The organism is Leifsonia sp. 2TAF2 (assembly GCF_052115085.1).
Taxonomy (GTDB): Bacteria; Actinomycetota; Actinomycetes; order Actinomycetales; family Microbacteriaceae; genus Leifsonia.
This window is the reverse complement of sequence record NZ_JBFRFY010000002.1, coordinates 269,089-295,152: the sequence shown is the minus strand read 5'-3', so window position 1 is coordinate 295,152 and position 26,064 is coordinate 269,089. Positions and strand designations below refer to the sequence as shown.

Below are 26,064 nucleotides of genomic sequence, written 5' to 3'. Positions count from 1 at the left end.
GATGATGGGACTGGGCGACAGCCGCTGGACTAGGCTCCCCATCCAGCCTGGGTGCCGCCCACACGATCGGCCTCGATCTTCTCCTGGTACCCGCTCGCCTTATATGCCGCCATCGGGTCGGCCGGCAGGCCGCGCGACTCGCGCCAGGCGGCCAGGTCGGAGCGCACGTCCGTGTTGAACGCATCCATGAACACCGTGTTGGCCGCGAGGACATCGTTCGCGCGCTGCGCAGCGTCGAGAGCATCCAGATCCACCAGCAGGGCCTTCGCCGTGGCCTCCTGCACGTTGAGCACCGAACGGATCTGACCCGGGATCTTCGCCTCCAGGTTGTGGCACTGGTCGAGCATGAACGCGACCTCGGGGTTCGCGTAGCCGCCGCCGCGGATCACCTCGAAGATGATGCGGAACAGCTGGAACGGGTCCGCCGCACCCACGATCAGGTCATCGTCGGCGTAGAACCGGCTGTTGAAGTCGAACGACCCGAGCTTTCCGAGCCGCAGCAACTGCATCACGATGAACTCGATGTTCGTGCCCGGCGCGTGGTGGCCGGTGTCCAGGCACACCACCGCGCGGTCGCCGAGCGCCGCGGTCTGCACATAGCTCGTCCCCCAGTCCGGCACATCCGTGTGATAGAAAGCCGGCTCGAAGAACTTGTACTCCAGCACCAGCCGCTGACCCTCACCGATGCGCTCGTAGATCTTCGCCAGCGAGTCCGCCAGGCGGTCCTGCCGGGCGCGCATGGAGTCCTGACCCGGGTAGTTCGTGCCGTCCGCGAGCCAGATCTTCAGGTCGCGCGACCCCGTCTCGTTCATCACGTCGATGCACTCGAAGTGGTGGTCGATGGCCTTCTGCCGGATCCGGTCGTCGGCGTGGGTGATCGAGCCGAACTTGTAGTCGTCGTCCTGGAACGTGTTCGAGTTGACCGTCCCGAGGTCGACGCCGTTGTCCTGCGCGTGCTTCTTCAGGTCGGCATAGTTCTCGACCCGGTCCCACGGAATATGCAGGGCGACGGTCGGCGCGAGCCCGGTGTGCTTGTGCACCTGCGCGGCGTCCGAAATCTTCTCAAACGGATCCCGCGCGGTGCCCGGGGTGCCGAACACCTTGAAGCGGGTGCCCGAGTTGCCGAACGCCCAGCTCGGAAGCTCGATCGCCTGCAGCGCCAGCCGCGAGCGGATGCTAGTAGTGAGGGTCATCCATTTTCCTTAGTCTTCTATGCGGGCTATTTGCCCGGGTGAGATCGGCCGGCTCTCGTCCGCTTGAGGACTTGACGAGCGGTGGAGACGCAACAGTGCTTGCGCGGATCACCAATTCCGGTTGATACAGGACATGTCGTGGCGCGCGGCCGGAATCCTCGGCTTCCTGGAGGAGAAGGTCGATCGCGGCGCGGGCGATGAGCTCAGTTGGTTGTCGCACGGAACTCAATGGCAGGGTCGACGAAGCGGCAAAGGTAATGTCGTCGTAGCCGACAAGCCCCATCTGCTCGGGGGAAGCCGCTCGTGTTTCGGTGAACAGCGATGCGGCGAGGCCAATCGCGAGGAGGTCGTTCGCGGCGAACACTCCGTCCGGGCGATCCGCTGCGGGGCGCTGGGCTAGCCCGCGCCCAGCTTCGCGCCCCTCCTCCACCGTCATCTCGCGTAGATGAATGTGCTCTATCGACACCGCCGCATACTTGCGCACCGCTCGGCTGGCGCCAGTGAAGCGATCGCTCACCTGCCGCATCGTGAGCGGCCCTCCGACGAACGCCAGCCGTCTGCGACCGGTGTGCACGAGGTGGTCGACCGCAATTTCGGCCCCGGCGGCGTCGTCGACGGATACGGAACTGCAGGCGGCGTCGCTGCTCGTTCCGACAAGCACGGCGGGAGTGCCTCGCTGTCGCATCTGTGAGAGTCGGGGGGTTGATTCGCCAACCGGAGAGACAAGAACGCCCCTGACCCGAAGCTTCTCGAAAAGCTCGAGGTAGCGCGCTTCTCGCTCGTCGCTGCCGTTGCTGTTCCCCACGATGACGGTGTACCCAGCCTCCGCGGCCGCTTTTTCAGCGGCTACTGCCACATCGGCGAAGAAGGGGTTGCTCGCGTCGGGAGTGATGATGCCCAGGGTGCGGCTGCGCCCAAGACGGAGTTGGCGCGCGGCCTCGTTGGGGACATAGGAGAGCTCCTCCATGGCTGCTTCGACACGTTTCACTGTCTCCGGAGCGACGAGCTGGGGTCGATTGAGAACGTTCGAGACGGTGCCGATCGACACGGAAGCTAGTGCCGCGACATCTTTTATCCCCGCGGAGTTCACCTCGCCTCCGATCTGCGTCGATGCTGTATCGCATGGATGTTGGTTGCTTGCGTTTGAATCGCGCTCACTGCGAGAGCGTGATCCTCCTCCTGGGAGAGTCCCGAAACGATGACGAACGCCTGGATAGCGTCCGTTCCCGCTTCCCAAACCGGGACTGCACCGCCGAAGGCGGCATAGCCGGGCAATTCAAGTCCGGTCGCTTCCTCGAAGGTGGTGCCGCGATCTAGCCAGAGATTGCGTTCATACAAACTTGAATGGCCAGAACGCCTGGCGGTATTCCACTTCGCGGTCACCACAACGTCGTTGAGAGAGGTCGAACCGGGCAGCCCGGCGTGGAACACGCTGCGCTCGCCCAAGCGCACCGAGATCGTCAGCGGCTGATCTTTTATTAGCCCGACCTCGGCGATGTGGTGCCCGAGCGAATAGCAGGTGGCTTCGTCCACGTGCTGGAGAACGAGGCTCTGTTCCTCCCGGAGGAGCTCCATCGGGGAGAGAAAGGTTTCATCAGACACGGCTCACCGATCCTTTCCGGGTGCCGAAGTCTTCATGACGGCAGTGACGGGCCGCGTGCTAGATCGGCGTGGATGCACCGTTGCCCCGCGGCGACGGATACGTCGGATGCTTGGTGCGAGAAGGTAGTACGCATCGATGAGAGCAACCGCGACGTTCATGGCCACGGACGGCCACACCGCAAGTGCAATGTTGTAAGCGATCAAGAGCAGCGCGGCGACAAGATTCAGCACGCGAAGTGCGAGCATGCGTGACTGTAGAAGCGACACAACCAGGAGCACACTTCCCGCCCATCCGAGGGCTTCGCGTACGATGTCGATTACCATGCCTGTTCCTGCCGTGGGGTTCTACCTGCACTCATGTGATCGCGAACCCTGCGTTACCCGCATTGATGGCCGCGTCCACCTCCGTCCACACGCTCTCCATGGTCGCCAAGGTTCGAGCAGCGCTTTGCAGGGTGGACTCATTCGGCACGTCACCAGCGGCGACGTCCCGGAAGTGCTGCAAGGCCGGGATGAATCCCATCGTTGTCAGACCGAAGTTCTCCGGCGTCGGCAGCGTGTAGTTGGGGCGCCAGACTTGCGCAGGACCGTCGACCGGGCGGTGGATGCAGGTATCGACGTTGTCGACGCGCACCGCTGATCCGTGCCCGTAGATTTCTGCGGATTCTCCTTGGTGGGCGAAGGAGGCGGTCGTACAAAAGTCGAAGGAGCAGGTGGCGCCCTCGTCTGCCTTGGCAAGAACACTCACGCTCAGGCCTACGTCCGGTACGACGTTGACCCGGGCTGTGAGCTGGCTTAGCTCGCCTAAAAAGAATCGGGCCAGGTCCACCATATGAACGGGGTTGTCGATGAGGTAGTGGCGCGGGTCAGCGAGGTACTCCTCAACGCGCCCCATGGTGAAGGAAAAGTGGGCGAGCGTGGGCGTTCCGAAGTCGGTCGAATGAATCAGCCGCCGGGCACGCTGGTATGCGGGGGCGAATCGTTTCATGTAGCCAACCACCACCGGGGAGCCGGCGGCGTCGGTTAGCGCGGAGAGTTCGAGAAGCTCACGGGCGGAGGCGCCAGCGGGTTTCTCACAGAAAACCGGTGCACCGGCAGCGATACATTGTTCGATTAGGGGCCGGTAGGCGCCGGCTGGGACCGCGATGATCACGCCGTCCAGGCCGCCCGCGGCGAGCATCTCTTCGAGCGAGGTGTGATGCCGGCTCGCCCCCCACCGTTGCGCCGTGAGCTGCGCGTGCTCCGCCGAGCGGGCGCACACGGCGACCAGTTCGAACCCGGCCTCGACTATCGCCGGGTACAGCGCACTGTTTGCGTGGCGGCCGGCGCCCAAGACCCCTATCTTCATAGTGAACGCGCGATGCTTCCGCTGGAGAGTACGTCGATTTCTGATGCCGACTCGATCAGAATGCTTTCGAGCGCGTCGGGCGCACCGTAGCCATCGACGAGGGCGCGTGACCACCGCGAAGCGACATCGAGATACTCGGGCATAGGGGTGGGAAGAACACGCGAAGTGGTTCGTAGAAGCTCCAGGCTGTTCTCCATGAAGCCGCTCCACCGGGCCGCGTCGGCGCGGAACTCTTCGTTGCTGAGCGTGCTCAGCCGCGTCGGGTTCATGTTGCCCTCGGCTACCGCTCGCGTAAGGAAAGCCGAGGAACTCGCCCATTCGATGAAGCGCCAGGCGGACTGCTTTTCCTGGGACGCGCTGTTCATCACGAGCGACCACGTCCACATGTTCGCTTCGCGCAGACCGCCTGGGCCGGCGGGCGGCTGGGTGTACGCCACCTGCCCACGCACCGCGGAATCCGGGCCCTCGAAGAAGGCAACGTAGTGGTCGGAGTCAACGATGAGACCGTAGTTTCCGGCGGCGAAGTCGCGAGCGACATCCAGCCAGTGCCCGTTCGGCCATGCCGTCGGACCGGACGCGCGAACCGCCGTAAGGAAGTCGCTGGTGGCTGCCAACGCGGTGCTGCTCGCGATAGCGCTCTGCCCATCCTGGTCGAAGTCGACCGCGCCGTACGACCAGAACTGTGTTGCGAAACCGGTATACATGGTGTGCCACGTGTCCGTACCGCGCTGGGCGAAACCGCGCACGCCAGGCACCCGCTCGGCGATCCGCGCCGCCGCCGCGAAGTACTCCTCCCATGTCGCGGGCGGCTCACTGAGGCCGGCACGCTCGAGCACCTCCGGAAGGTAGGCCATGTTGTAGGTCTCCCAGTTCACGGGGATCTCAAGCAGCGGTCCCGCGCCGAGGGCGTCACCACGGCGGCCAGTCCAACGGTTGATCTCGAGGAGCTCTGGAACGAAGTCCTCTGGGTCGTAGGCCAAGGACGCGTTCGAGACGTAGTCGTCGAGCGGCTCCACAAGCCCTTCGCCGGCCAGTTTCCACATTGAGACAGGGCCTGAGACGTAGACATCCGGCGCAGACTCGCCGCGCAGCCGCGCCCGGAGCGCATCTAACGAGTTGGTGACATAGTCGGTCTCCGCAATGATTTCAAGCGTCGCCGGCAAGCCTGTGAGCTCTTCGAACTCGTCAATGTGGCGGGCGACGCTCGCGACGTAAGCGTCGTTATCAGGGCCGATAAAACGGACCATTTCTGTACTCTCCTTATCTGCGGGCATGACCGTGGCGCCTCGCCCGAGTATGTGATGGATGAAGGTGCGGTCTCAGCCCGCGAATCGCCGTCCCGCGCGCTCGTGGAGTAGCGCCACGACCTCGTACAGCACGATCACTGTCACTGTCACCGCAACGACGTCGGCCCAAAGGCGGGAGTAGTCGAACGTCGTAGTCGCGGTCGTCATCGCCTGGGCGATACCCGTGCCCGTTACCAGCCATTCGGCCACCAGTGCCCCGAACAACGCGAGCGGAATGCTGATGCGGGCGGCGTTCAGAATGCCGGGAACTGCGCCGGGGAGTCGAACGAAGCGGAGGACCGACCAGCGTCCACCGCTGAAAACAGTCACGACGTCGATCGACGAGCGGGACCGTTCCTCCAAGGCGGTGACAATGATGATCATCGCGGGGAAGAAGACCACCAGAAGCCCGGTGACGATGATGAAAGCCGGCCCCCGACCACAGATCGCAACCAAGAGGGGAATGAACGCAATCTGCGGCACGCACTGCGAAGCGATAAGCAGCGGCAGCCCAAGGCGCAGCAGCACCGGGAAGCTGACCAGCAGACAGCCGGCAATGAGGGCGGCGGCCATCCCGACGACAAAGATCATGCCCGTATCGAGCATTGTTGTCAGCCAGTCCGAGAGCAGCGCACTCCGATGATCGGCTGCCGCATCGTTGCTGACGAGATAGTTCACGACATCGATGGGCGATTTGAATACAAGCGGGCTTGCCCCACCGAATGTGATCAGCGCGAGCCAGATCACGATCAACGCCAATGCCGGGGTCAGGAACTCAAGCGCACGCCGCAGCGGGTTGACGCCCGGGCCGGCGCCGAACGAGGCCTGTGCCTCGACCGGCTCTGCTCGCAACCAGCGCCCAACAGCGGTGATGACAGCGTACAAAGCACCTCCGAGGACGGTGGCGACAATGGCGATCCCCCACGTCTGGGCGGTTTGGAGCTTTTGCTGGCTCACAACCAGGGCCACACCGAGCCCGTTCTCGGCACCGCTGAACTCGGCGACCAGCGCGCCCAGAAGCGCTCCTGGGCCGGCGATGCGCATCCCTCCGATGATGTACGGCAGCGCGGATCGCACCCCCACCTTGAGCAGGATCTTCAGCTTTCCGCCGCCTGCGCAATAGACGATCGCAGCAGTGTCGGCAGGAGTCGCGCGGAGGCCGGCAAGAGTGCCGATGAGCATAGGGAAAAACGAGAACAGGAAGGCCATCGTTATGCGAGTGGGCTGTCCGGGACCCTGGAGGCTCGAGATGAGAGGGAGGAGCGCAGGAAGGGGCAGGCAGTAGATCGCCAGGCCCACCCGGGACACGGACCGCTCCAGCAGGCCCGTCAGCGAGCCAATGGCCCCGAACACGAAACTGACCACGACGGCGATAGCAAAGCCTTCGAGGGCCGTTACGAGGGTCGGCGCGGCGTTGCTGAGGTAGAAAGGGAAATTGGCGACCAGGTCTCCGGCAACCGCTCCTGGGTTCGGAACTGAGGCAGCGGGAAGAACACCGGAGATCGAGACGATCCACCACAACGCGAGCGCGAGCGCAAAGCCACCAACTGTCCACACGACCGCCGGCACCTGCCGTTCCGCCCGACCGTGGCGGGAAGCCTTTGGCCGGCGGGGCGAGCCGCTCGTGGCAGCTCCCCGCCTGCGTGTGGTCTCGATCGTTGCCATCAGGCGCTCCGCGTGACCGGCTCGGTGGGAGCAGCACCTGCGGCGTCCTCGAAAAGCAGCTCGCTGAGCTCATCGACCAAGCGGTGGAACTCCGGCGTTCGCATCATCTCAGGCACTCGCGGTCGCGGCAGATCGATGGGCACCATACGCAGGATGCGGCCGGGACGCGGCGTCATCACCACCACGACATCTGAGAGGAAGATTGCCTCCGACACGCCGTGAGTCACCAGCAGCGTGGTCGCAGGGCGTTCCGTCCAGATTCGCTGGAGCTCGAGGTTGAGCCGCTGCCTGGTCATATCGTCAAGCGCCCCGAAAGGCTCGTCCAAGAGCAGGACTTCCGGTTCAAACGCGAGGGCCCGGGCAATCGAGACGCGCTGGCGCATGCCGCCGGAGAGCTGGTTCGGCCGGGACTTCTCGAACCCGCGGAGGCCGACGAGGTCAATGATGTCCTGAATAGTCGAGCCGTCAGGTTTCCGCCCGGCCACTTCGAGTGGTAAGCGGATGTTGTCGGTCACCGTGCGCCAGGGCAGGAGAGCCGAGTCTTGGAAGGCGACCCCCAGTCGCCCACTCTTGCGGGCGACTGAGGGGCTACGGCCGTTGATCAATACGTTTCCCGACGTCGGGCTGTCGAGGTCGGCGAGGAGCCGGAGAATGGTCGACTTACCGCAGCCAGAACGCCCAATGAGGCTTACGAACTGATTACGGTCCACTGTCAGGCTCACTCCACCGAGTGCGTCCGTCCGCTTGCCGCGGGAAACGAAGGCCTTCGTGACGTCCTCGAGCTGGATGCCGGCGGGCGTCGTAGCGGGTGATTGGTCTACCTGTGCAGACATGACGAGCTCCTTCACTCCGAATGTGGGGACGGTCAGGGCAGCTTCTTTAACTCGGGGTGCTCCTTGTACACCTCATCGAGCAAAGAAAGGTCGAACAGATCCTTGGCACTCGTCTTCACCCCGCTGAGCGCGAGGGTTTTCACGGTGTCCTTTTGAAGTTCATCGGTGACCGTGAGGATGCCGTTTTTCTGCGTGTCGGCCGTTTTCATCAGGGCAACCTCCGCCTGGTTTGCGGCCACCTGGTTGTCCAGGTTCAGCTTCAGCGACTTGCCGTACTTGTTCACAGCCAGCTCCGCGCCCTTCTTCGGATCGGCGATGTCCGCGCGCCACCCCTTGATGTCAGCGAGGAGGGCGGCCTTCAGCACCACGCGGTTCTTGGAAATCTGATCTGTCGATGCGACGTACGTTTGGGTGACGGTGGCCCAATGGAAGTCGGAGAACATCATCACCACCGGCTCCTGACCCGCTTCCTTGAGGCTGATCGGCGAGTTCGTCGAATAGTCCAGGATGCCGTCGACTTGTCCCGCAACGAGCGGGGCCGGGTCGTACTGGAACGGGACGATATTCACGTCACTGTCCTTGAGCCCGTTCACCTCCAGGAAGGCCTTCATGAACGGTTTGTCGGCATCGGATACGGCGATCGTTTTGCCCTTGAGGTCATCGGGAGTCCTCAGCGGCTTGCCGGCGAGTGACACGATCGCACGCGGGTCCTTCTGATACATCGCTCCAATGACCCGGAACGAGGCGCCGTTCTTGTTGGCACCGACGATCTCTGTCGGCGAAGACACGCCGAATTGGGCAGTCCCGTTGGCGAGCTGTGTGAGAACCGAGACGGCCGACGGGCCGCCAGAGATGAACTTCACCGAGGAGAATCCCGCCTTCGTGTAATAGCCCTCCGTGTCAGCGATGTACGGGCCCGCCTGGGTCACGTCGTTGAGCCACGAGAACGCGTAGTTCAGCTGCCCTAGCCCTCCGTTGGAGGCTGCGCTGGAGCCCGAGGATGCCCCGGAACACGCTGAGAGCGCGACGGCGATCGCCGTCACCACACCGAGGCTGAGTGCCGTTCGGCGCATCTTGCCCCATCGGGAGCGAGCGGACTTCATTGTCATTACCGTGTCCTTACTTATCAGTTGGCGCCGTAGGCGACCGGGCGGAGGCGATCGAGTTCAGCAGTGAACTCGTCTCTGAGGCGTGCGACTGTGGCGTCGTCCGCAAAGCAGGCGTCAAGGCCTGAGAGTGCATATTTCTCCGCGTCCTGGACGGACCAGCCGAGATGCGCGGCTGCATCCACGAAGCATTCATCGAGTTCGGGCCCGATCAGGGCTGGGTCGTCCGAGTTAACGGAGAGGTTGAGCCCCGCCGCGGCCATCGCGGCAAGGTCACGACGGCGACCTTCCACTTCGAGGGCGGGCTCGTCGACGAACCAGCAGGCGGAGTAGGGGATCTGCGACGCGACCGTGCGGGCCAGGAGTTCTGGATCGAGCAAAGCCGCATACCCGTGGTCGATGCGGTCGACCTTGAGGAGGTCCAGGCACTCCCCCATCTCCGTGGAGTCACCGTGCTCCCCAGCGTGAGCGGTGAGCCGGAGGCCAGCATTTCGAGCCAAGTCGTACGCTTCGACGAACTCGGACGGCCTCCCGGCCAGTTCGTTCGAGTCCAGTCCGATGGCCACCACTTCCGGGTGCGGGTGAGCCAGGACCTCGCGTACCAATTCGACGGCGGCGGCGCCGCCGAGCTCGCGGTTGATCGCGACGACAATGCGCGAAACAACTCCGGCGTCGGTCTCTGCCGCCCGGGCGCCGGCCAGAATTCCGCCGATCATCTCCTCGTACGTCAGCTCCGGATGATTCTGCGGGTTGAATGCAATCTCTCGGTATCGCAGACCTCCGCGCGCGCCGATCGACAGGCTTTCGTACGTGACCGCTTCGAAGTCCTCGGGAGTCTGCATAGAGCGTGACACGGCTACGTAAATTGCTAGGCCCTCGTCGAAGTTCAGGAAGTGGTACCGGCCATCCCCTGCCCGTGCGCCGGCTGGAAGGGTCACCCCGTTGCGCTCAGCCAAGGCGACGGCCGTACTCGGCGGTACACACCCCTCCAAGTGACAGTGCACCTCGGCTTTGGGTAGCTGGCGAAGGTATTCGGCGGTGAGCGTCGTGGGGGCCATGCCGGAAACATTGACACGTATTTTGAGGCGTGTCAACACAATTGCGCGATTGATTTTGTGTTGTTGCGTGCGCAACAACGGCGGTATAGCCTATTCGTGACGCAATGCGCGGCGAATGGGGAAAGGTCGAGATTTGTGAGCATCCAGCAGGTAGCGAAGAACGCTGCAGTAGCGCCGTCCACCGTTTCCCGGTATCTCAACGGGACCCTGACACTCAAGGGCGAGACCAAGGACAGAGTCGACGCTGCGCTCGAGTCGACCGGCTACGTGCACCGCCCCCGGGCCAAGCGGACGCCGCCCAAGCGCCGCCCGATCGTAGGCATCATCGTTCCAGAACTGACGAACCCATACTTTGCTGTCCTCGCCGAGGAGATCATCGCCGCGGCTGATCAGCAGTCGTTGTCGACTGTAATCTTCTCGGCAACCAACCTACCCGGCAATGAACGTCAGTATGTAGAGCTCACACAGCGACTAGGTTTGGATGGTTTGCTCTATCTCGGCACCACCTTCCGCAACGAAGCACTTGATGAGGCCATCCGCTCGCAGTTCCCTCTCGTAGTCGTCGACGAGCCACAGGAGTCGGAGCTTGAGACTCACACAGTCTTCCAAGACGACTACTCCGGTGCGTTTCAGGCGGTCTCTTACTTGGTCGCGCAGGGTCACCGCGACATCGGTTTCATCGCGGGCTCCAACATGCGCACGACACAAGATAGGCTCCGGGCCTACACCGACGTCCTGCGGCAGAACGGTATCGACCCGGACCAGCAATTTCGCGGGCTCGGCTCCTTCACGGAGGAGTACGGCGCCACGGTACTCGCACAGATCATGGCGTCTGAGCGAAGGCCGACCGCCGTGTTCGTGGCTAGCGACATCATCGCCGTTGGTCTCATTGTATCGGCCTCATCGATGCGCATCCGGATCCCCACCGACCTCTCGGTCGTCGGCTATGACGACATCCCCGCGGCACACCATCTGACCCCGCCATTGACCACCGTCCGTTCACCGTTGCCGGAGATGGCGCGAGCGGCAGTAGACGTTTTGATCGAGGCCATGAACCATCCGGAAATGCCGGCGCGTCACGTCCTCGTCCCCGTCGGCATGGTCATCCGCGACTCTGCAACTGTTGTTGCGCAACCAATGGCGCAGGTCGCACCCGCGTGAGATCACCGGCGCCGGCACCTCAGAATGGGATCGCGATGCATCGGAAAGCCACAGTCGACGACGTACAGGAGGTGATAGCGATCAAACGGGCCGCCGCCGCCCTGTACGCGCAAGTAGACCTGCCCTTACAGGTCGACGAGGACCGGGCCGTGCGGCATTGGGCGGCAGCCGTCGAGTCCGCCGAAACGTACGTTTGGGAGATCGACGGACGCGTCACCGCCTATCTGGTGCTGACCGAAGTCGACGGGGCCCTCCACATCGAACAGGTCTCCGTCCACCCCGACTTCGCGGGCAAGCGGATCGGCGCCCAGCTCATCCAGTTCGCCGATCAGCTGGCGCGCGAACGGGGCGCGGGCTGGCTCACGCTCACCACCTTTGAGTCCGTTCCCTGGAACGCGCCGTACTACACCCGCCTAGGATTCGTAGTCGTGCCCGAAAGCGAGTGGACGCCCGGAATCGCTGAGCTCATGCGCACGGAGGCCCTGGGGTACCCCCCTGAGCGGAAGCGGGTCGCCATGAAGCGTCGGGTCGAGCGCGAAGGCTGAGGGCTATCCGCGCAGGCTGCTCGGAACCATTTCGCTTCGCGGTAATCCGGGGGGGATGCGGCGGTCAGACGGGTACGGCCGGCCACCACCAGGAGGGTGCTTCCAGCGCGATCCGCTGAGGATCGAACGACCACCGTTCCCTTCTGCCCGCACGTCGCGGGTGGCATCAAGCATGCCGCGCTTGTTCGAGGTGACGATCACCGCGCCCGGGGTGCTGAGGATCGCCGGGATGGCGCGAGAGGGGTCTTACCGGTTCGCGGCCCTAACCCATCCACGTGCATATCTCCCCTTCAAGGTGCCGAAGAACACGGGAACGGGTGAACAGCAGCCCGGGGTTTAGCCCGTCGATCTTGGAGCCGAGGGGTGAGGGGTGAGGGCCACGCGCTCGCCCAGAGACCTGGACACGGAAGCTCGAGTAACTACGAGGAAGGAAACCGAGACAGAGAAATAGACGAAAAAGCAGACAGGCGGAAGGAAGCCAGGAGACGGGAAGGAGCAAGAGAAGAGACGTCCGGGAACCATAAGCGAACAAGCAACCTAAAAAGCCCATACAAGCAACCTAAAAAGCCAATGCACGTAGGCACTCTTTGAGATGCGCGCGCGCGATGCGCGCCAAAAAGCGCGCGTAACCGGAAGTTCTAAGTGTGAGAGGTGGAGTGGCGCGCTGGAAACGCGGGCAGGCGGCCCAAGGAGTCAAGCAGGCGGTGCGCTACGCCTTCGGCGGGGTTTGCGACGCCACGCTCACAGCCAAGACCGCCGACGGCGCACGGGCCGCGGCCGGCTACGCGGACGCCGTGATGACCCGCTACATCGTTGAGCACGGCGCCATCCGGGACGACCTGCTCACCCGATCCCAGCTAAAGGATTGGGTCGACGGCGTGGATCCGTTGACCGGTGAGCGGCGCGGGCGGGATCTGGAGTCGCCGGTCGCGGATCTGATCTTGGATGCAACGATCAATGCGCCGAAGTCGTTCTCGATCGCGGCGATGCTGGACCCGGAGTTGGCTGCCGCATACGAGGATCTGCAGGACCGGTTGCGCGACCGGATCATTAAGCTGTGGCAGACCGAGCTCAACGCACGACGAGGAAAGCAAGGATCTATCCGCGAAGATCTGGCTCGCATCGAAGTCGTAGAGCTTCGACACGAACGGTCGCGCTCGCTGGACCCGCACAAGCACCGCCACCTCTGGCTGAACGTCAAGGTCCAGGGACTCGACGGAAAGTGGTCGAACGTCGACACTCGCGTCGCGCTCCGATTCCAGAACGTGGTGAACGCCGAAGGCGATCTCGCTTCGCGAACCGACCCAGGATGGATTTCCGCGCTGGGCGCCAAGGGCTTCACCTTGAACTCGGAAGGGGAGATTGCGCAGCTGCAGCATTTGGTGCGGCCGCTGTCAAAGCGCTCCGCGCAGATCGAATCCAACAAGGCGGCACACCTCCGACGATGGAGGGAGCGTCACCCGGACGAGGAACCCTCCCCAACCGTGTTGATGCAAATCGATCAGTGGGCGTGGGCTGCTGGCCGGCCAAATAAGCCGACGCAATTGGATGAGGAGGATTGGACGTCGTTCGTGAGGACAGAGCTACTCACTGCTGACCCGGATCTTGAGCGATCACTGCCCGAGGTTACTTTGAGGTCAACGGCCATAGGGAACCTCGACATCGAGTTTCTCGCCGCGAAAGCTATCGTCGATGCGGACGCTAGATCGACCAGCACGGGCGGGCGCTTCAGCGACCTAGATGTGCGAGCCGGAGCAATCCGCGCGGTCGCCGCGTCCGGGCTGATCGCAGAGCGCGCTCAGCTTGCGGATGTGGTTGACAAGGTGACCTCGCGGGCAATCGGAACACTCACAGTCACGCTACTTTCAGATCCAGAGATACCAGCGCACGTCAAGCGAAGAATGGCGACCTCCACCGCGGTGCTCAAAACAACCGTCGCCCAACGAACTGACTCGCTTGCAGTGCCTGGCGAAGTGGTTCCCGTCGCCGAGATCGCAGCTACTGCGAACACGATTCAGCCTGGTCGCCCTCTTGATGAGGGCCAAACGAAGGGCGCTTCCGCGATTGCGGGCACAGATAGAGTCGTCGCCATCGCGGGGGCGGCTGGGACTGGCAAGACCACAATGCTGAAGGTGGCCGGCGCCGCGCTCCGCAGTAGAGGTCGCAACATGATCATCGTTGCCCCGACGAAAAAGGCCTCGGCTGTCGCGGGTCGTGAGACTGGAAGCGCTTCGTCGTCTCTTCATCAGCTCTTGCACGACCGCGGGTGGCGATGGAAGGTCAGCCCTGCTGGCGCGATCGAATGGTCTTGCCTCAGGAGCGGTGACGTTGACCCGTCGACCGGCGTGCAATACGTCGGCCCGCGGATTGCGATACACCCCGGTGACCGGATCGTTGTCGACGAAGCCGGAATGCTTGACCTTGAGGCCGCACATGCTCTCCTGGGCGTTATAAATGAGACCGGAGCTTCGCTCGCCGTCGTGGGCGATCAACAGCAAGCTCTGCCAGTCGGACACTCCGGTGCGATGGCACTCTTCTGGCGTCGAGCCGCTCGTCAGATCGAGCTTCTAACGATCCATCGGTTCAAGGATCCGTCATGGGGCGCTCTGACCCTGAAGCTTCGCAAGCCAAGAGGTGCCGACGAAGTTATGCGCGTCGCGAAGGAATTGGTTAGAACGGGCCATGTATTGGTCGCGAACGGTGAAGTCGAGGCCCGGGTGAGAATGGTAGACGCGTGGTTCGAGGCGACGCGCCAGCGGCAGTCCATCGCGCTAGTCACAGCCACCCACGGAGAAGCTCAAGCCGTGAGCGAGGAGATTCAAGCTCGCCGCATTGCTCACGGATTGATCGACACGCGGGAGTCCCTGACGGGACAATCGGGGCAGTCGATCTTTGTCGGTGATATCGTCCAGACTCGCCGCAACGATGGGGCGTCTGACGTCCAGAATCGCCAGAACTGGGTGATTAGAAGCGTCAATGCTGGCCATGTGATGCTCGCCTCGGTTCACGACTCGAGGGACCTGAGGAGGATCACTCTTGAGTACGCCGGTTCTCACCTCCATCTGGCTTACGCCACAACGGTCTACGGCGTTCAGGGCGAGACGACAGACTTGTCGCTCGTCGGTCCTGGCGTCGACGCCGCTGGCCTCTACGTCGGCATGACTCGAGGCACGGATTGCAATCGAGCGATCGTGATTGCTACCACCGAAAGGCACGCAGCAGATCAGCTCGTCGAGGCAATGCAGCGGCAGACCGTCGAGGAAACCATCGAGAAGTCCCGCGCTGCTGCGATGGCTGAACTCAACCGTGCAGCCGGCGCGCAAGCCGGCATCATCCCAACGTCAGCTCCCCACCGCGCCACCGAGCCTGCATATAGCTGATGCTCCGCCATGTCAGCGCAGACCACTTGAGCGAAGACGACGTCCCAGCATGTTCGCGCCGTCGAGATCCCCGCCGTAGGGGTCGAAACGAAGGAGTCCAACGCCCAACGTGTCGGCATCGTCCTGAGCATCCGGGAAAACCCCTCCGGTCACGAAGATTAGGCCTCGACGCCCGTCGGACGCACAGACGCGAGCGGCCCGCTGGACCATCTCGATACCCAGGTTGCGATCGCGATTGTGCACCCAGGCCAGATACCCGCCGCTGTAAAGTTCGCAGATGTTCCGAGCATCGCCTGACGTCGCGACAGAATCAGCCGCGCCGAGGTAGACCATCCATTGACGACACAACTCGATAGCTTCTACGTCTGAGGCACCTAGCGGCCTGGGACCGGGAGCTTGCGCATTCACGACTTCAGTTTGCCTGGGTCCGCTGACGCACAACACCGGCTTCTTGGACGCCGTCCTCTGCCTGCGCGATCCTCACGCGTAGCTTCAAGACATCCGGCAGATGACGCAGGCGACCGGAGCAGCGAGAGCGATCCGGAGGCTTCGTTGACGCTGTCAGGGTGTCCAAGTGCGGCCGGTCATCCCTTAGCAGTCCGGACCCATCCATATCGTTGGCAGCGTGGAATGCATACTCGAAGAATCGCGAACCTTCATGAACGCCATCACTGAGAGTTTCCACTTGATCAATACCGCTCGCGCCGGATTGGCGCTTCTCGACACCCAGGTCGCTCGCGTTGTTGCCGCCGGCGCCCATGACAAAGTCATCGAGGCGTTGTACTCGATGCCCGATGGAGCTACAGGGCAGAACCTTCGCGCTCATGCCGCGCAGCAGCAGACGATAAAGGATCGTGCCCTCGCCGAAATGTGGCTCATGGTCGTGTTTGCACGCTACGAGGCGTGGGCAGAGAGCCTTGAGACCGAGCACAGCATCCGCGATGCCAAACGCGGTTGTCAGTTCCCGCTCCAGACTTCGGGCGGTCTCGGCTACGTCCAAGTCTTCTCGGTACTCACGCCGGACGCCCTGATGCGGGACATCTATGAATCATCGGTTGTCGCAGACCACCTGTGGTTGCGAACAGACAGCGACGCCCAGGCAGCGTTGGAGGTCTACCGCTATTACAAGGAGGTAAGAAACTCGCTCGTCCATTCAGACGGTCGGGCCAACGCGCGACTCGCTTCGGCCTCCGCTACTGCTCAGGGTGCGTTGGTCACGCTGCGCAATAACACTACCCTTCGTACAAGCTCGGTCCCGTTGGTAGCCCTAGGAGATCCGATCGTGATCGACCTGGGTCTGGTCCGCGATGTCATAGACCTACTGCGGCGCCTGGTCTTCACTATCGATGCAAAGATCCTGCTCAGCACGATCGGTTTGGACCAGTTCATCAGTAGGTGGCGTGAGAAGTACGGAAGCCAGCCACTAAACGTGAATATCGGAAAACTTGGGCGGCCAGCGTGGTTCCAAGCTGCAGTCTCCAATGCGCTCAGTGTCCCAGCACCGGCGGTAGCGGGGAGCACCACCGGAGCAACTTGGCCCGCCACATCTCGTCGCGCTCTCGTCGACTATGGCGTCAGCAATTGGCTAATTCGGAAGCTGCTCTAGCCGACGCGCCGGCCACGCGGAACTCGCTCACTTATCGAGTTCAACCCGGCGAGCGCGGTGCGTGACGATGTCTAAGAGCGAACCACGGCCTCGGGTGCGTCAAGGGTGGGCTGATCAGTGCCCTCGAGGGTCCTGCGGGTCCAGATGCGCCGAGGTGCGCGCTTGAAGGTAAGCGGTAGCTGCCTCTTGCATTCTCCCCCGCCGCACATCACTCGTTCAGCCGAGACGTGAGGATTGGGGCAGAGCAGTCGTATCGCCCCAAGTGCGGGCACTCGCGACGATCTCCTTGATCCCGGGGCTCCGGTCCCACTAGCGTACGGTCATCGCTCACGCCGCACGCACGGGTGAGTATGACGACCTTCCCGAGGCTCGCGGAATGAGGTGCAGGATGAGTGGGGACGCAAACCGGCCGTGGTCAGAGTCAACCTCTGACGCTTTTGGGCAGAGAGCGATGAACTCGACGTTCTATGAGGTCGAGGAAACGCGCATCCGGTTCTGGGGAGCGTGCCCGGCCTGTTCCCACGACTTCGTGTACTTCTGGCCACTTGAGGTGATCCGGCTCGAGTACGTGGAGGAACCCGTCGTTATGTGCCGCTGCGCCGCGGACACTCACGCTGGGCGCCCGCAGGGCGCCGAGCCCGGGTGCGGGGCCTATTGGATTTCGGGAGTGCGCGGGTGACCGGCCCACAGCGACCGGCTTCCGGCGGTGCAGCCAGCCAAAGTGATCTGGACTTCACCAAGAGGCTCCTCGCTGCTCGTGAGGCAGGCCTGGACTCAGCACGCACGAGCGCCGCGAAGTGGCATGCGGGGCTTTCGGGTCTCCTCGGAGGCGTCATCGGTGTCATCGGGATCGGTCTGCGCGATACTCTCGCCGAAATGGAGGCGGGCTGGGCAGCCAGCGTCGCGATCATCCTGATGGCTTCGTTCGTGCTCGCCTTCGTCGGCCTCTACTTCGCGCTCCGCGCTGCCGGCGGGGTGCCGAGCCTGATCAAGACGGCAGACTGGCATGACGCGGACGGCCACCTTGCTGCTACCGCGGCAATCCGGCAGCTTAGGGCGGCTCGCTGGCTGACGGCGTGCGCTATCCTCGCGTTCCTGCTGGGCATGGCCGCCACGTGGTTCGCGCCAGCGCGGGCCGAGATCGCCTCGGTCAGCAACGACACCAAAAAATCGTGCGGCTCTGTCGAGGTGTCCGGGGGCAATCTGGTACTGACGGATGCCCATGATCAAGTTCACGTGTTCAAGATGGACAACATTAAGAGGTGGCAGAAGCTGGAGTCCTGCCCTGCGCAGTGAGGACCAGTGCGTGACCTGCCCAGCGGTGCGGCGACACCTCGGCGCTGCCGCTCTCACGCCAACGCACGGCCTGGGCCTGTTGCCACGCACGAAGGCCGTCAGTAAGCCCCCATCTGTCAACGGCGGCCACAAGCTCCAAGTCGAGGTCCTCCTGTTCTGGTGCATCAACGATCGGCCATAACGTGACAATGAGGCGCTCCGCACCGCCGGACCCTAACGCCACCGGCAGGCCCGCCCATTCGTCGCCGACTCCAGCCCCGGCCGCATCGCAACCGAGGATCACCCATTCCTGCGGCACTGTCCCAAGCGCAGCTTTGAGTTCGTCGGCCCCAATCGCGGCGTCCGCGAGGACAAGCGCAGCGGCTCGAGGCCGGTGTGCGGTGCCAGGCCGAACATGTCCGCGTACGGTAACTAGCGCGCAGTCGCGGAGTGCCTCGATCACATGGTGTCGATCGGTCGTGCTCGATTCGCTGGAAAGAACCCGCCAACCGGGGAGGGTTCTGCGGCAATATCGAAGATCTCCCCTCGGGTCAGCGATCCACACTCGCTCGCCGTCGGGAACACGAGATGAGGCCGGGCCGATCGTGCCCACAGGTGGTGCGAGAGCGAGCCGGGCCTGTTCAATCCAGAAGGAACCGTGTCGTTGAAGCGCCGCCCACGGGATGCCGCCCAGCCAAGAGGGCGGCGCGAGCACCACCGACTCGGCTGTCCACGCTCGCTCTGGCAGCAACGCGGTGGCAAGGCTCTCAAGCAGGTCCCCCGTATTCGTAGTGTGACGCCCAACCCATTGCTGCGCCTCTCCGTGGAGCAGAGTGGTCTTGATTCGGGCCGCGAGCCCGCTGTCTGCGAGCATCGGTCCAGTCGCGATCCGGAAGAGCGCCGCCCGGCGCGGTGCTGAGGCGGTGGATCCGTCGGTGTCGAACAGCGTGGCGTCGGCAAGATCTGCAAGCAGGTCCGTCGGATAGGCCACCGAAGAGACCTCCACTATGTCGTCGGCGACGACGACTCTGAGCAGGGACTCGCGGTGACGCACCCAGCTCACCCAGACCGTCCGGTCGCCCCCTAGCGAACGAGCCATCGCGCAGAGGGTGCGCACCTCGCCTTCGCCGCCGATGACACGAGACCCGAATCGGGCACGCACTGGCACAGGCGGGGCGAGCTGCTCGATTCCCGGGAGTCCGGCGTCACCAAGAGTGGTTTGGGTGCGGGCCCTCTCGGCGATTGCCGCGATCACATCCGCATCATCCACCAGCAACGCCGTGTCGATAACGAGATCGTAGAGGTGCGGGTAAGTCACCTTCAACACCCCCGCACGGTCGCCGGCGCTAGCAAGTTCGTGCCGATGCCGGTCAAGGATCTCGAACGCGCTCAGAGCATCCTCAAGTGCAGCCGGATCATTTTGGTCACGGCGATTCAGACCAATGTTGAAAGTAGCCTCAGCAACCTTCACCTCCAGCCCCCACTCGCGATACCTGCGCCGCACCGCCTCGAGAATCTCCAACGCTTTGCCGGCATCTCCGCGGCGCCGCCAGATGACCGCCTGCGCGTGCCGGGCACGTTCCACGTCCACCTCCCGTCCCAGACGGGCGAACCCCGCCTCGGCCTCCAAGAAGTAGCGTTCAGCGACATCGACGTCCTGCTCGATCGCGATGTTGCCCAGGTTCATCAAGAGCTCCGGAACCCGGTCGGGTCGCGAGCGACTCAGGGCCGTCAGGACGTCGTCCTGCTCCTTCGCGGTCGGCGTCTGACTTGACAACTGCATCGCCATAATCAGGCCAACGGCCGAAGTCGCCGCCTCATCAAGGCTGCCTGCCCGCGCGAACAGGTCTCTCGATTTGGCATACCCGGTGATTGCGTCCTCGAGCCGGCCATTCCTTCCCGCGTCGGCCGCACGGGCACGGTGCAGGATGGCGAGATCAATCGGATCACTGCCCGCGGCGATGAAGAATTCCTCCGCGCGGTCATACGAATGCGATGCTAGGGCGCTCGCGCCCGTTGTGGCGTACAAGTACCCGCGGTTGTACCAGATAGTACCCAGGCGTGAAGTATCACCAGCGGCCGCGGCAACATGCTCCGCCTGCGCCAGGGCATCCAGCCCGGCTGAGCGCCCAGTCTGTGCGAGCTGGCCGCGGTACCGGGCCCGATCGAAGTGCAGTGTTGCAAGGTTCACCAGGGCCGGTACGAGCAATGTCGGTTCTTCACCCGCGGCATCAATCGCCTCATGGATGACGGTCTCTGCGTCCTCGTACGCCCCCTGTTGCTTGAGGAAGACGCCGAGATTGTTGAGCACCGCCGCCCGTTCCCGAGCCTCGATATGGCGTGCACCTTCCCTCAAGGCGGTCGCGCGCATCATGACGGCGCCAGCATCTCCCATGCGCGAAGCGGCGTCGACCGCGAGCTGAAGGAGTTCGAGGGAGGTCCCATCACTGTCCAGAAGGCGGTTCAACACGCCTAGTGCGAGCTGCGGATCGATCGGGACCAGTGCGTCGGCGAGGTCACGCCCCATTCGCGCCACCTCCCCGAGGAGCAACGTCCCTTTGGGGAGCCCGACAATCCAGTCAGCGACCACATCAAGTTCGTGCTCATCCCAGCTCCGCTGAATATCGGCCGGGATTAATTCGCTGGAGTCGGTCGCTCCCTCTGACATGCCCACACAATAGCGGTCCGCCTTCATCAGGCAGAGAGCGCGGAATACACCACCGTCATATCTCTCGGGTTCGACGGGTCGGGCGACGGACGGAGCATTACTCGACCTAAGTCTTCCAGGACCAGTTGAGTCGCGAAGCAGAGGCGGACGCGTCTTCGGGAGTGCTTCTACTGAGCGCCGCGCTCGCGACGCTGAGCGCATCACATCAGTGAGCGAGTGACCCTCGCGCGGTTTTGGCCTGATCGTCAACACTCGCTCTGGTCCACATTCGGCCATGGACCTCAAACCTGATTGTGCCGCCGTAGCTCTGCAAAGGTCGGCCGCTGAGCTCCCCACCAGTGATCGGCACCGGCACGACCTCAATCAGGTCCTCCCAGTCCTCTAGGGGCTTGATGCGGATTGGCGTTGCCGGGTGCCGGCGCAGCACCAGAGTCGGATCCAGGGTGATCTGTTCGACGATGACCGGCAGGTCTGTGTCGTTGTGGACGGCAATACGAACGCTTGTGAGTTCCAACTCACCCGCGCTTCCCTGTCCAGCACCGCCAAGCAGGACAAGATGCACGCGATTCGCGTCAGCTCGGATTCTTCTCTCTTCCGAGTCAAGAGCCGCCGCCCGATCAGCGTCGACCCGCTGCCTCTCTGCTTCACGGTGCGCCTGATCGGCACGAAAAGTCTGCACCGCCCACAGAAGCGCCAGAACTGTGGCGACGGCGCCAAACCACGTTCCCGTGGCTTCAACCCAGTCCGGCGTGAGACCGCGCACCCATACAAGAGCGATCGCCGCTCCGACCGCGATCCCGGCGAATGCCCACATCAGATGCACCAAGAGTGCTTTGCGTCGATTTCTCATGCTCGCAAAAGGCTATCGCCCTCGTCCTTCCCTGCACGTCGTGTCGGAGCATAGTCATGCTGTCGAGGCCGTACTGCACGCTCTGTGGACGACGGCGATTCACGACTCCGGCCCGCTGCCCCCCTTTGCAGGCCGGGCTGCTTCAGGGGAGGCGGCTTCGGTGCCGTCCAGTTCGAGGGTTCCCAGGTGTTCTCGCGCCGGCTTGTACCCCAAACTGAGCAGCCGACTCCAGATTTTCTTGGCGAGTTCAGTGTCCTGTTCGCTCGCTTGCGTGGCGGCCTCGACGAGGAGGCTTAGGAAGGGCGGCAGGGTTGTCCGACCCTCCAGCAGGTGCATGCCCACCTTGAGGAAGGCGGTGCTCTCCTCCCGGGGAAAGTCGTCAAAACCGTAGTAGTCGAACCCTCCTTCATCCGATGTCACAGCAGGCCCACGGATGAACAGGTCCACGGCACGATCCAGATCAATGTTGGGCAGGGTGAGCCAGTCGAGGAGCGCACGCTGTTCAGCGCCGTGTAGCGGGGGTTGATTGTCGATTCTGTGCTGCCAAAGTTCAAAGAGAAGGTCTTGGAAGTCGGGGTCGTTCCCGTCAAGGTGTCTCGCGACGGATCGGATCCAGCGTGCTCGTGTGGTCACGGGTGCAGAAGCGATGAACGGGTCAGCCCATGCGTACTCCTCTGCGGGTGTGTAGAACGCGAACTGCGCCGAGTGGACCTTGATGAAGGCTTCGGCCGAGCCGGGCAAGGAGCGCGCGACGGCGGGCCATCCAGTTCGCAGCGCCTCGCGCATGCGCCCCATCAGCGATCGGGTGAAGTAGTTGGCGGTCAGAACGCCGGCCCAGAAGCTTCGCGAACGAGGCGAATTCGTTAGTGAGGACAAAAGCGGCTGCAGGTTGCGATCAGACCATTCCGGAGCCATTTCGACAATATGTCCGGCGTACCGGGCCAGCATCATTGTGCTGGGATCTGCCGATTCGAGGCTCTGTGCCGCCAACAGTTCGTCGAAGCCGTCCAGCAGCACAGGGTCTATTGCGGCCGGGTGTTCTCCTTCCTGTGTTGCTCGCAGCGCCGTCTCGACGTACGCGTAGGCGAGCGCCCCGCGGGCCGTTGAGTGTGCTTGTGAGGGATCGGTTGGAGTTTCGTCAGGGGCCTCGAGGGTACTTGTCCGCCAGAGGCCCAAGAGGAGTCGGCACCGTTCCGCAGCGTTCTCCAGCAGTTCGCCTTGTTCATGCGACGGTCGCGTGATCGAAAAGACAATTCCGTATGCGACGGTGTTGACGTCCAGCGTGAGCCGTTCGAGCCGTGCCAGGAGGGGTTCGGCCTGCCACGTGGATCCCGGACGCACAGCGCTTTGCAGAACCACCGTCCACGCACTTGCGGAGGACAAGCCCTCAGCGAGGAACGCATCCAGCAGCTCCAACTCATGACCGGGGTGATGGTCTAGGTAGTCACGAAGCTCTCGCAGGATCGGCCCGTTGTCGTACGCGTCGTCCAAGCTCGAATCCGCCGCGAGTATCGCAACCACGTCGCAGACCGGTTTGCCGCGAAACAGCCCTTCGGCTTCTGCGGTGGCCTCCTCGAAGGCATTTACGCTGACCCAGAAATCGAGGTCGGGGTGCTCCCGCGGCCCATAGTCAGGATGTGCAGTCTGTGCTGCTGTCAATGCAGCGTGCACGGGGTCCGCACCCGGCTGACCGCTACTGAGCCACACCAGCACGTTGTAGCGCTCATAGTCGCGGATGTCGTTTCCGTTTTCGCGAACGTCAGTTTGCTCGATGTGCGCCAACAAGGCCGCCTTGACGTGCGGCGATGCATGCCGGTACGCCGCCCTGAGCAGTCGAAACACCTCCGGCTTGTACCGGAGGTCGAAGATGAGGTCGCCGTCGAGGAGCATAAGGAGATTGGCATCCGCGTACCCGCTGTGCGCCTCGCCGAGAGCATCGATTGAGAGGCGGCGGATCAACTCCGACGAACTCCTCAGTAGCCGGAGTGCTCTGTCGGTGCCCTCCCGGCGCACGAACTCACGGAGGAGGTCACGAGCAATGTCCACGACCAGGACGTAGGGATCCTCAGGGCCGTACTCCTCGACTCCGTCGACTTTCTGGCGTCGAGCAGACAGGGAGCGTCGACGGTCGCGCCCGCTGAAAAGGGCGTCCGTTGACTCGGCGCCGCGTATCAGGTCGAGAACAACTGAAAGCAGATGGTCAGGGTCCGCCAAGCTCGGCAGCAACGTAGGCCACGCATCACGGATCGACGACTGCCGCCACGCAAGAACCAGGTCGGAATCCAGCGAGTCCTGCTCACCAAGCCAGCCCCGGCGGGGACGGAACCGCAGCCGGGGGATCAGCATGTGATGCAGCAAAACTTCTGCAGCCGGTGGGTCCTTCTCGGCTACCTGGTGGAGCAGACCCGACAAGCGATCATCGTCACGAGAGGGCTGATCGGCAGCAAGCAAAAGCAGCCACTGCCTGTGGTGCTCGATGGGCTGATAGTACTCATGCAGGTGCAGCCAGATATGGAACCAGAGAGTCCCCGCCAATCTCCCGCCGTGGCGAGCCGCCACCCCTAGAAGCGTCGCCCCATGGTCCGCTGCAAAGGAGCTAACCGCCCACTGCGCCCAACCGTAGTTTCGGTCCGAATTGGCTGCGGAGGCGTCGAAGAGTTCGTCGAGCACGCCGAGCCCAGCCAGTCGCGGAATCCAGGCTGCTGCGTCGGCGTCGTGCCAGAAGTGCCGTGCGTGCTCGGTGTCGCCCATCATCCAGAGAAGTTCATGTTCTGGGACTTCTCCGCCATCTGGCCCACCAGACAGCACTGTTTGCACCCGGTCGAATCGGTCCGCCGGAGTAGCGGTGACGTGCATGCGCCAGTTCTCGATGAACAACTTCAACGAGGCATGCCGGTCCTTTTCAGGAGAGGGGTACGCGATCGGGGTGACGCCGAGGCGCTCCCACCTGACCGCCATTGTGTCCGCTTGTTCCTCTTCCATGAACGCGAACCGCGTCTTGCCGTCCGCGGGCAGAGCGCGTGCGAGATAGCGCATGACGGTGTCGTCGGCACTGTAACCAACGAAAAGAGTGACGTAACGCTCGAACATGCGGGTAAGGAACTGCGTTGCCCAACCCTCGGTGATATATGCCTGCCCGAAGTCGGTATCCGTCACTACCATCCGTTGGCCGATTGTTGGGTCGATCGTTCCGTGTAGATGGACCAACCCGCTGAAATCATTCCCTAACGGCAAGGCCGGGGCGGCGTATACAGGCATGGGTACGCCCAACTCTTCAGCACCATGCTCAAACAGCAGATCGAAGTTAGTGGTGACGATCCGGGCAGCTCCGCCGAAACTTTGGGAGATCTGGATGAGGTCCCGGTGATAAGAGTTGGGTTGTGTCGTTCCCCGGAGACGCGCGCTCACACGCGCATGCACATCATGTTGGAGCTCGTTGAGTTCGCCCATAATGGCATCGAACTGAACCTGGGCATTAGGGTCATCCGGGAGGAGGTCCGAGCGACCGAGTTCGAGGGCCACCGCCTCGACTAAGCCACGGAAGCCCGGCAGCCTAGATGGCGCTTCTGCGGAGATTCCCGCACCACAGAACAACACCAGCGTGTCTGTCTGAAGCGCCTGTTCTATTGTGGCGGGCAACGCTATCCCGTCGGACTGCCACTGTGCCCTCACACATCCCCCTACGATCGCTCGTTCGATCATCCCACCGGTCTGATGAACGACGGACCCTGCCACATCTGCGAGCGTCGACGCCGCACTGCGGTCCACGACGAATCCGAAACCAACCCGATCGCCGCCGCTCCGCCGGTCACCATATCGCGGTCGCGAAACCACCGTTGATGCGTGCGCCGCCGAGAGAGTCGAGTCACCCCTGCTAAAGGAACACTCGCCGGTCTCACACTCGCTCGACGGCATCCACCTAACGCGGTCGATCTCAGATAGCGTCCGCACATGAGCGGTGGCCACGAAGGACGCAACGTTAGACCCGCCGTGAGTGCCCGGCTCGCTCAAAGCCGACTTCGGCGAACACGCTTACATGAGCGAAGCCGGATTGCTTTGGCGTGCGATATTTGCGCGCGGCCCGGTCGCTGATGCGTCCGGGCCGTCAGCTTTTGGGGCGCGGCGGGTGACCTCTGCGGTGGTGTAGCGGAGGGAGGGGCCGACGCTGTCGGCGACGACTTCGGTGGCGGCTCGGGGTTCGCCGGTGGCTTGGTCGGTCCAGTGTCGGAACTCGAGGTTGCCGTTGACGATGACGGTGTCGCCTTTGGCGAGGCTGGCGCGGACGTTCTCGGCGGTGCGGCCGAAGACGGTGGTGCGGTGGTACTGAGTGTCGCCGTCGACCCACTTGCCGTCTTCGAGTTTACGGTCGGTGACGGCTACGGTGAACTTGGCGAATTTGGTGCCGTTCTGTGATTCGCCGTAGTCGGGGTTGGCGACGAGGTTGCCTTCGATGCTGATCGGGACTCGTGTGCTCATGATTCTGTTCCT

20 protein-coding genes are annotated in these 26,064 nt (G+C 63.2%); 5 read left to right on the top strand and 15 right to left on the bottom strand.

Annotated elements, in window-relative coordinates:
* Positions 1-29: 29 nt before the first annotated feature.
* The 10 genes from rhaI to add are packed head-to-tail and all read right to left on the bottom strand — an operon-like array spanning position 30 to position 10,091.
* Positions 30-1,193: an L-rhamnose isomerase gene (rhaI, locus tag AB4Z18_RS13730; RefSeq protein ID WP_441783291.1), complete on the bottom strand. Its 1,164-nt coding sequence runs from the start codon at positions 1,191-1,193 to the stop codon at positions 30-32.
* Complete coding sequence (locus AB4Z18_RS13725) at positions 1,177-2,283, bottom strand: LacI family DNA-binding transcriptional regulator (RefSeq protein WP_441783290.1); 1,107 nt, start codon at positions 2,281-2,283, stop codon at positions 1,177-1,179. The genes rhaI and AB4Z18_RS13725 overlap by 17 nt, the downstream gene beginning before the upstream one ends.
* The gene (locus AB4Z18_RS13720) at positions 2,280-2,795 is read right to left on the bottom strand and encodes a heme-binding protein (protein ID WP_441783289.1); all 516 of its coding nucleotides are present in this window, start codon (positions 2,793-2,795) and stop codon (positions 2,280-2,282) included. The genes AB4Z18_RS13725 and AB4Z18_RS13720 overlap by 4 nt, the downstream gene beginning before the upstream one ends.
* 3 nt (positions 2,796-2,798) lie before the next feature.
* The gene (locus AB4Z18_RS13715; protein WP_441783288.1) at positions 2,799-3,119 is read right to left on the bottom strand and encodes a hypothetical protein; all 321 of its coding nucleotides are present in this window, start codon (positions 3,117-3,119) and stop codon (positions 2,799-2,801) included.
* Between the two features lie 31 nt (positions 3,120-3,150).
* On the bottom strand, positions 3,151-4,128 hold the full coding sequence (locus AB4Z18_RS13710; protein ID WP_441783287.1) for a Gfo/Idh/MocA family protein: 978 nt from the start codon (positions 4,126-4,128) through the stop codon (positions 3,151-3,153).
* Positions 4,129-4,139: 11 nt separating this feature from the next.
* The gene (locus AB4Z18_RS13705) at positions 4,140-5,417 is read right to left on the bottom strand and encodes an ABC transporter substrate-binding protein (protein ID WP_441783286.1); all 1,278 of its coding nucleotides are present in this window, start codon (positions 5,415-5,417) and stop codon (positions 4,140-4,142) included.
* A gap of 45 nt (positions 5,418-5,462) precedes the next feature.
* Complete coding sequence (locus AB4Z18_RS13700) at positions 5,463-7,094, bottom strand: ABC transporter permease (RefSeq protein WP_441783285.1); 1,632 nt, start codon at positions 7,092-7,094, stop codon at positions 5,463-5,465.
* On the bottom strand, positions 7,094-7,927 hold the full coding sequence (locus AB4Z18_RS13695) for an ABC transporter ATP-binding protein (RefSeq protein WP_441783284.1): 834 nt from the start codon (positions 7,925-7,927) through the stop codon (positions 7,094-7,096). Before AB4Z18_RS13695 ends, AB4Z18_RS13700 begins: the two co-directional genes overlap by 1 nt.
* Before the next feature lie 32 nt (positions 7,928-7,959).
* Positions 7,960-9,036 carry an ABC transporter substrate-binding protein gene (locus AB4Z18_RS13690; RefSeq protein ID WP_441783283.1) on the bottom strand — a complete coding sequence of 359 codons (1,077 nt, stop codon included), beginning with the start codon at positions 9,034-9,036 and terminating at the stop codon, positions 7,960-7,962.
* A gap of 17 nt (positions 9,037-9,053) precedes the next feature.
* On the bottom strand, positions 9,054-10,091 hold the full coding sequence (add, locus tag AB4Z18_RS13685; protein ID WP_441783282.1) for an adenosine deaminase: 1,038 nt from the start codon (positions 10,089-10,091) through the stop codon (positions 9,054-9,056).
* A gap of 135 nt (positions 10,092-10,226) precedes the next feature.
* Here add and AB4Z18_RS13680 point away from each other — a divergent pair, with 135 nt between their 5' ends.
* The 3 genes from AB4Z18_RS13680 (at position 10,227) to AB4Z18_RS13670 (ending at position 15,177) form a co-directional block, all read left to right on the top strand.
* A complete protein-coding gene (locus AB4Z18_RS13680; protein ID WP_441783281.1) occupies positions 10,227-11,252 on the top strand; it encodes a LacI family DNA-binding transcriptional regulator in 1,026 nt (341 codons plus the stop codon).
* A 35-nt stretch (positions 11,253-11,287) separates the two neighbouring features.
* Positions 11,288-11,797, top strand: a complete 510-nt coding sequence (locus tag AB4Z18_RS13675; protein WP_441783280.1) for a GNAT family N-acetyltransferase — start codon at positions 11,288-11,290, stop codon at positions 11,795-11,797.
* A 656-nt stretch (positions 11,798-12,453) separates the two neighbouring features.
* On the top strand, positions 12,454-15,177 hold the full coding sequence (locus tag AB4Z18_RS13670; protein WP_441783279.1) for an AAA family ATPase: 2,724 nt from the start codon (positions 12,454-12,456) through the stop codon (positions 15,175-15,177).
* 12 nt (positions 15,178-15,189) lie between these two features.
* Here AB4Z18_RS13670 and AB4Z18_RS13665 read toward each other — a convergent pair whose 3' ends face one another.
* On the bottom strand, positions 15,190-15,510 hold the full coding sequence (locus AB4Z18_RS13665; protein ID WP_441783278.1) for a hypothetical protein: 321 nt from the start codon (positions 15,508-15,510) through the stop codon (positions 15,190-15,192).
* Positions 15,511-15,835: 325 nt separating this feature from the next.
* On the opposite strand from AB4Z18_RS13665, the gene AB4Z18_RS13660 reads away from it, so the two are divergent.
* Both AB4Z18_RS13660 and AB4Z18_RS13655 read left to right on the top strand, forming a co-directional pair.
* Positions 15,836-16,783 carry a hypothetical protein gene (locus AB4Z18_RS13660; RefSeq protein WP_441783277.1) on the top strand — a complete coding sequence of 316 codons (948 nt, stop codon included), beginning with the start codon at positions 15,836-15,838 and terminating at the stop codon, positions 16,781-16,783.
* Between the two features lie 675 nt (positions 16,784-17,458).
* Complete coding sequence (locus AB4Z18_RS13655) at positions 17,459-18,079, top strand: hypothetical protein (RefSeq protein ID WP_441783276.1); 621 nt, start codon at positions 17,459-17,461, stop codon at positions 18,077-18,079.
* Here the strand turns inward: AB4Z18_RS13655 and AB4Z18_RS13650 are convergent.
* The 4 genes from AB4Z18_RS13650 to AB4Z18_RS13635 form a co-directional block, all read right to left on the bottom strand.
* Complete coding sequence (locus AB4Z18_RS13650; RefSeq protein ID WP_441783275.1) at positions 18,039-20,726, bottom strand: CHAT domain-containing protein; 2,688 nt, start codon at positions 20,724-20,726, stop codon at positions 18,039-18,041. The genes AB4Z18_RS13655 and AB4Z18_RS13650 overlap by 41 nt on opposite strands.
* 205 nt (positions 20,727-20,931) lie before the next feature.
* Positions 20,932-21,576 (bottom strand): hypothetical protein, encoded by a 645-nt coding sequence (locus tag AB4Z18_RS13645; protein ID WP_441783274.1) that lies wholly within the window; start codon positions 21,574-21,576, stop codon positions 20,932-20,934.
* A gap of 99 nt (positions 21,577-21,675) precedes the next feature.
* Positions 21,676-25,248: an SIR2 family protein gene (locus AB4Z18_RS13640; protein WP_441783273.1), complete on the bottom strand. Its 3,573-nt coding sequence runs from the start codon at positions 25,246-25,248 to the stop codon at positions 21,676-21,678.
* 360 nt (positions 25,249-25,608) lie between these two features.
* Positions 25,609-26,052 (bottom strand): single-stranded DNA-binding protein, encoded by a 444-nt coding sequence (locus tag AB4Z18_RS13635; RefSeq protein WP_441783272.1) that lies wholly within the window; start codon positions 26,050-26,052, stop codon positions 25,609-25,611.
* Between the last annotated feature and the right edge of the window lie 12 nt (positions 26,053-26,064).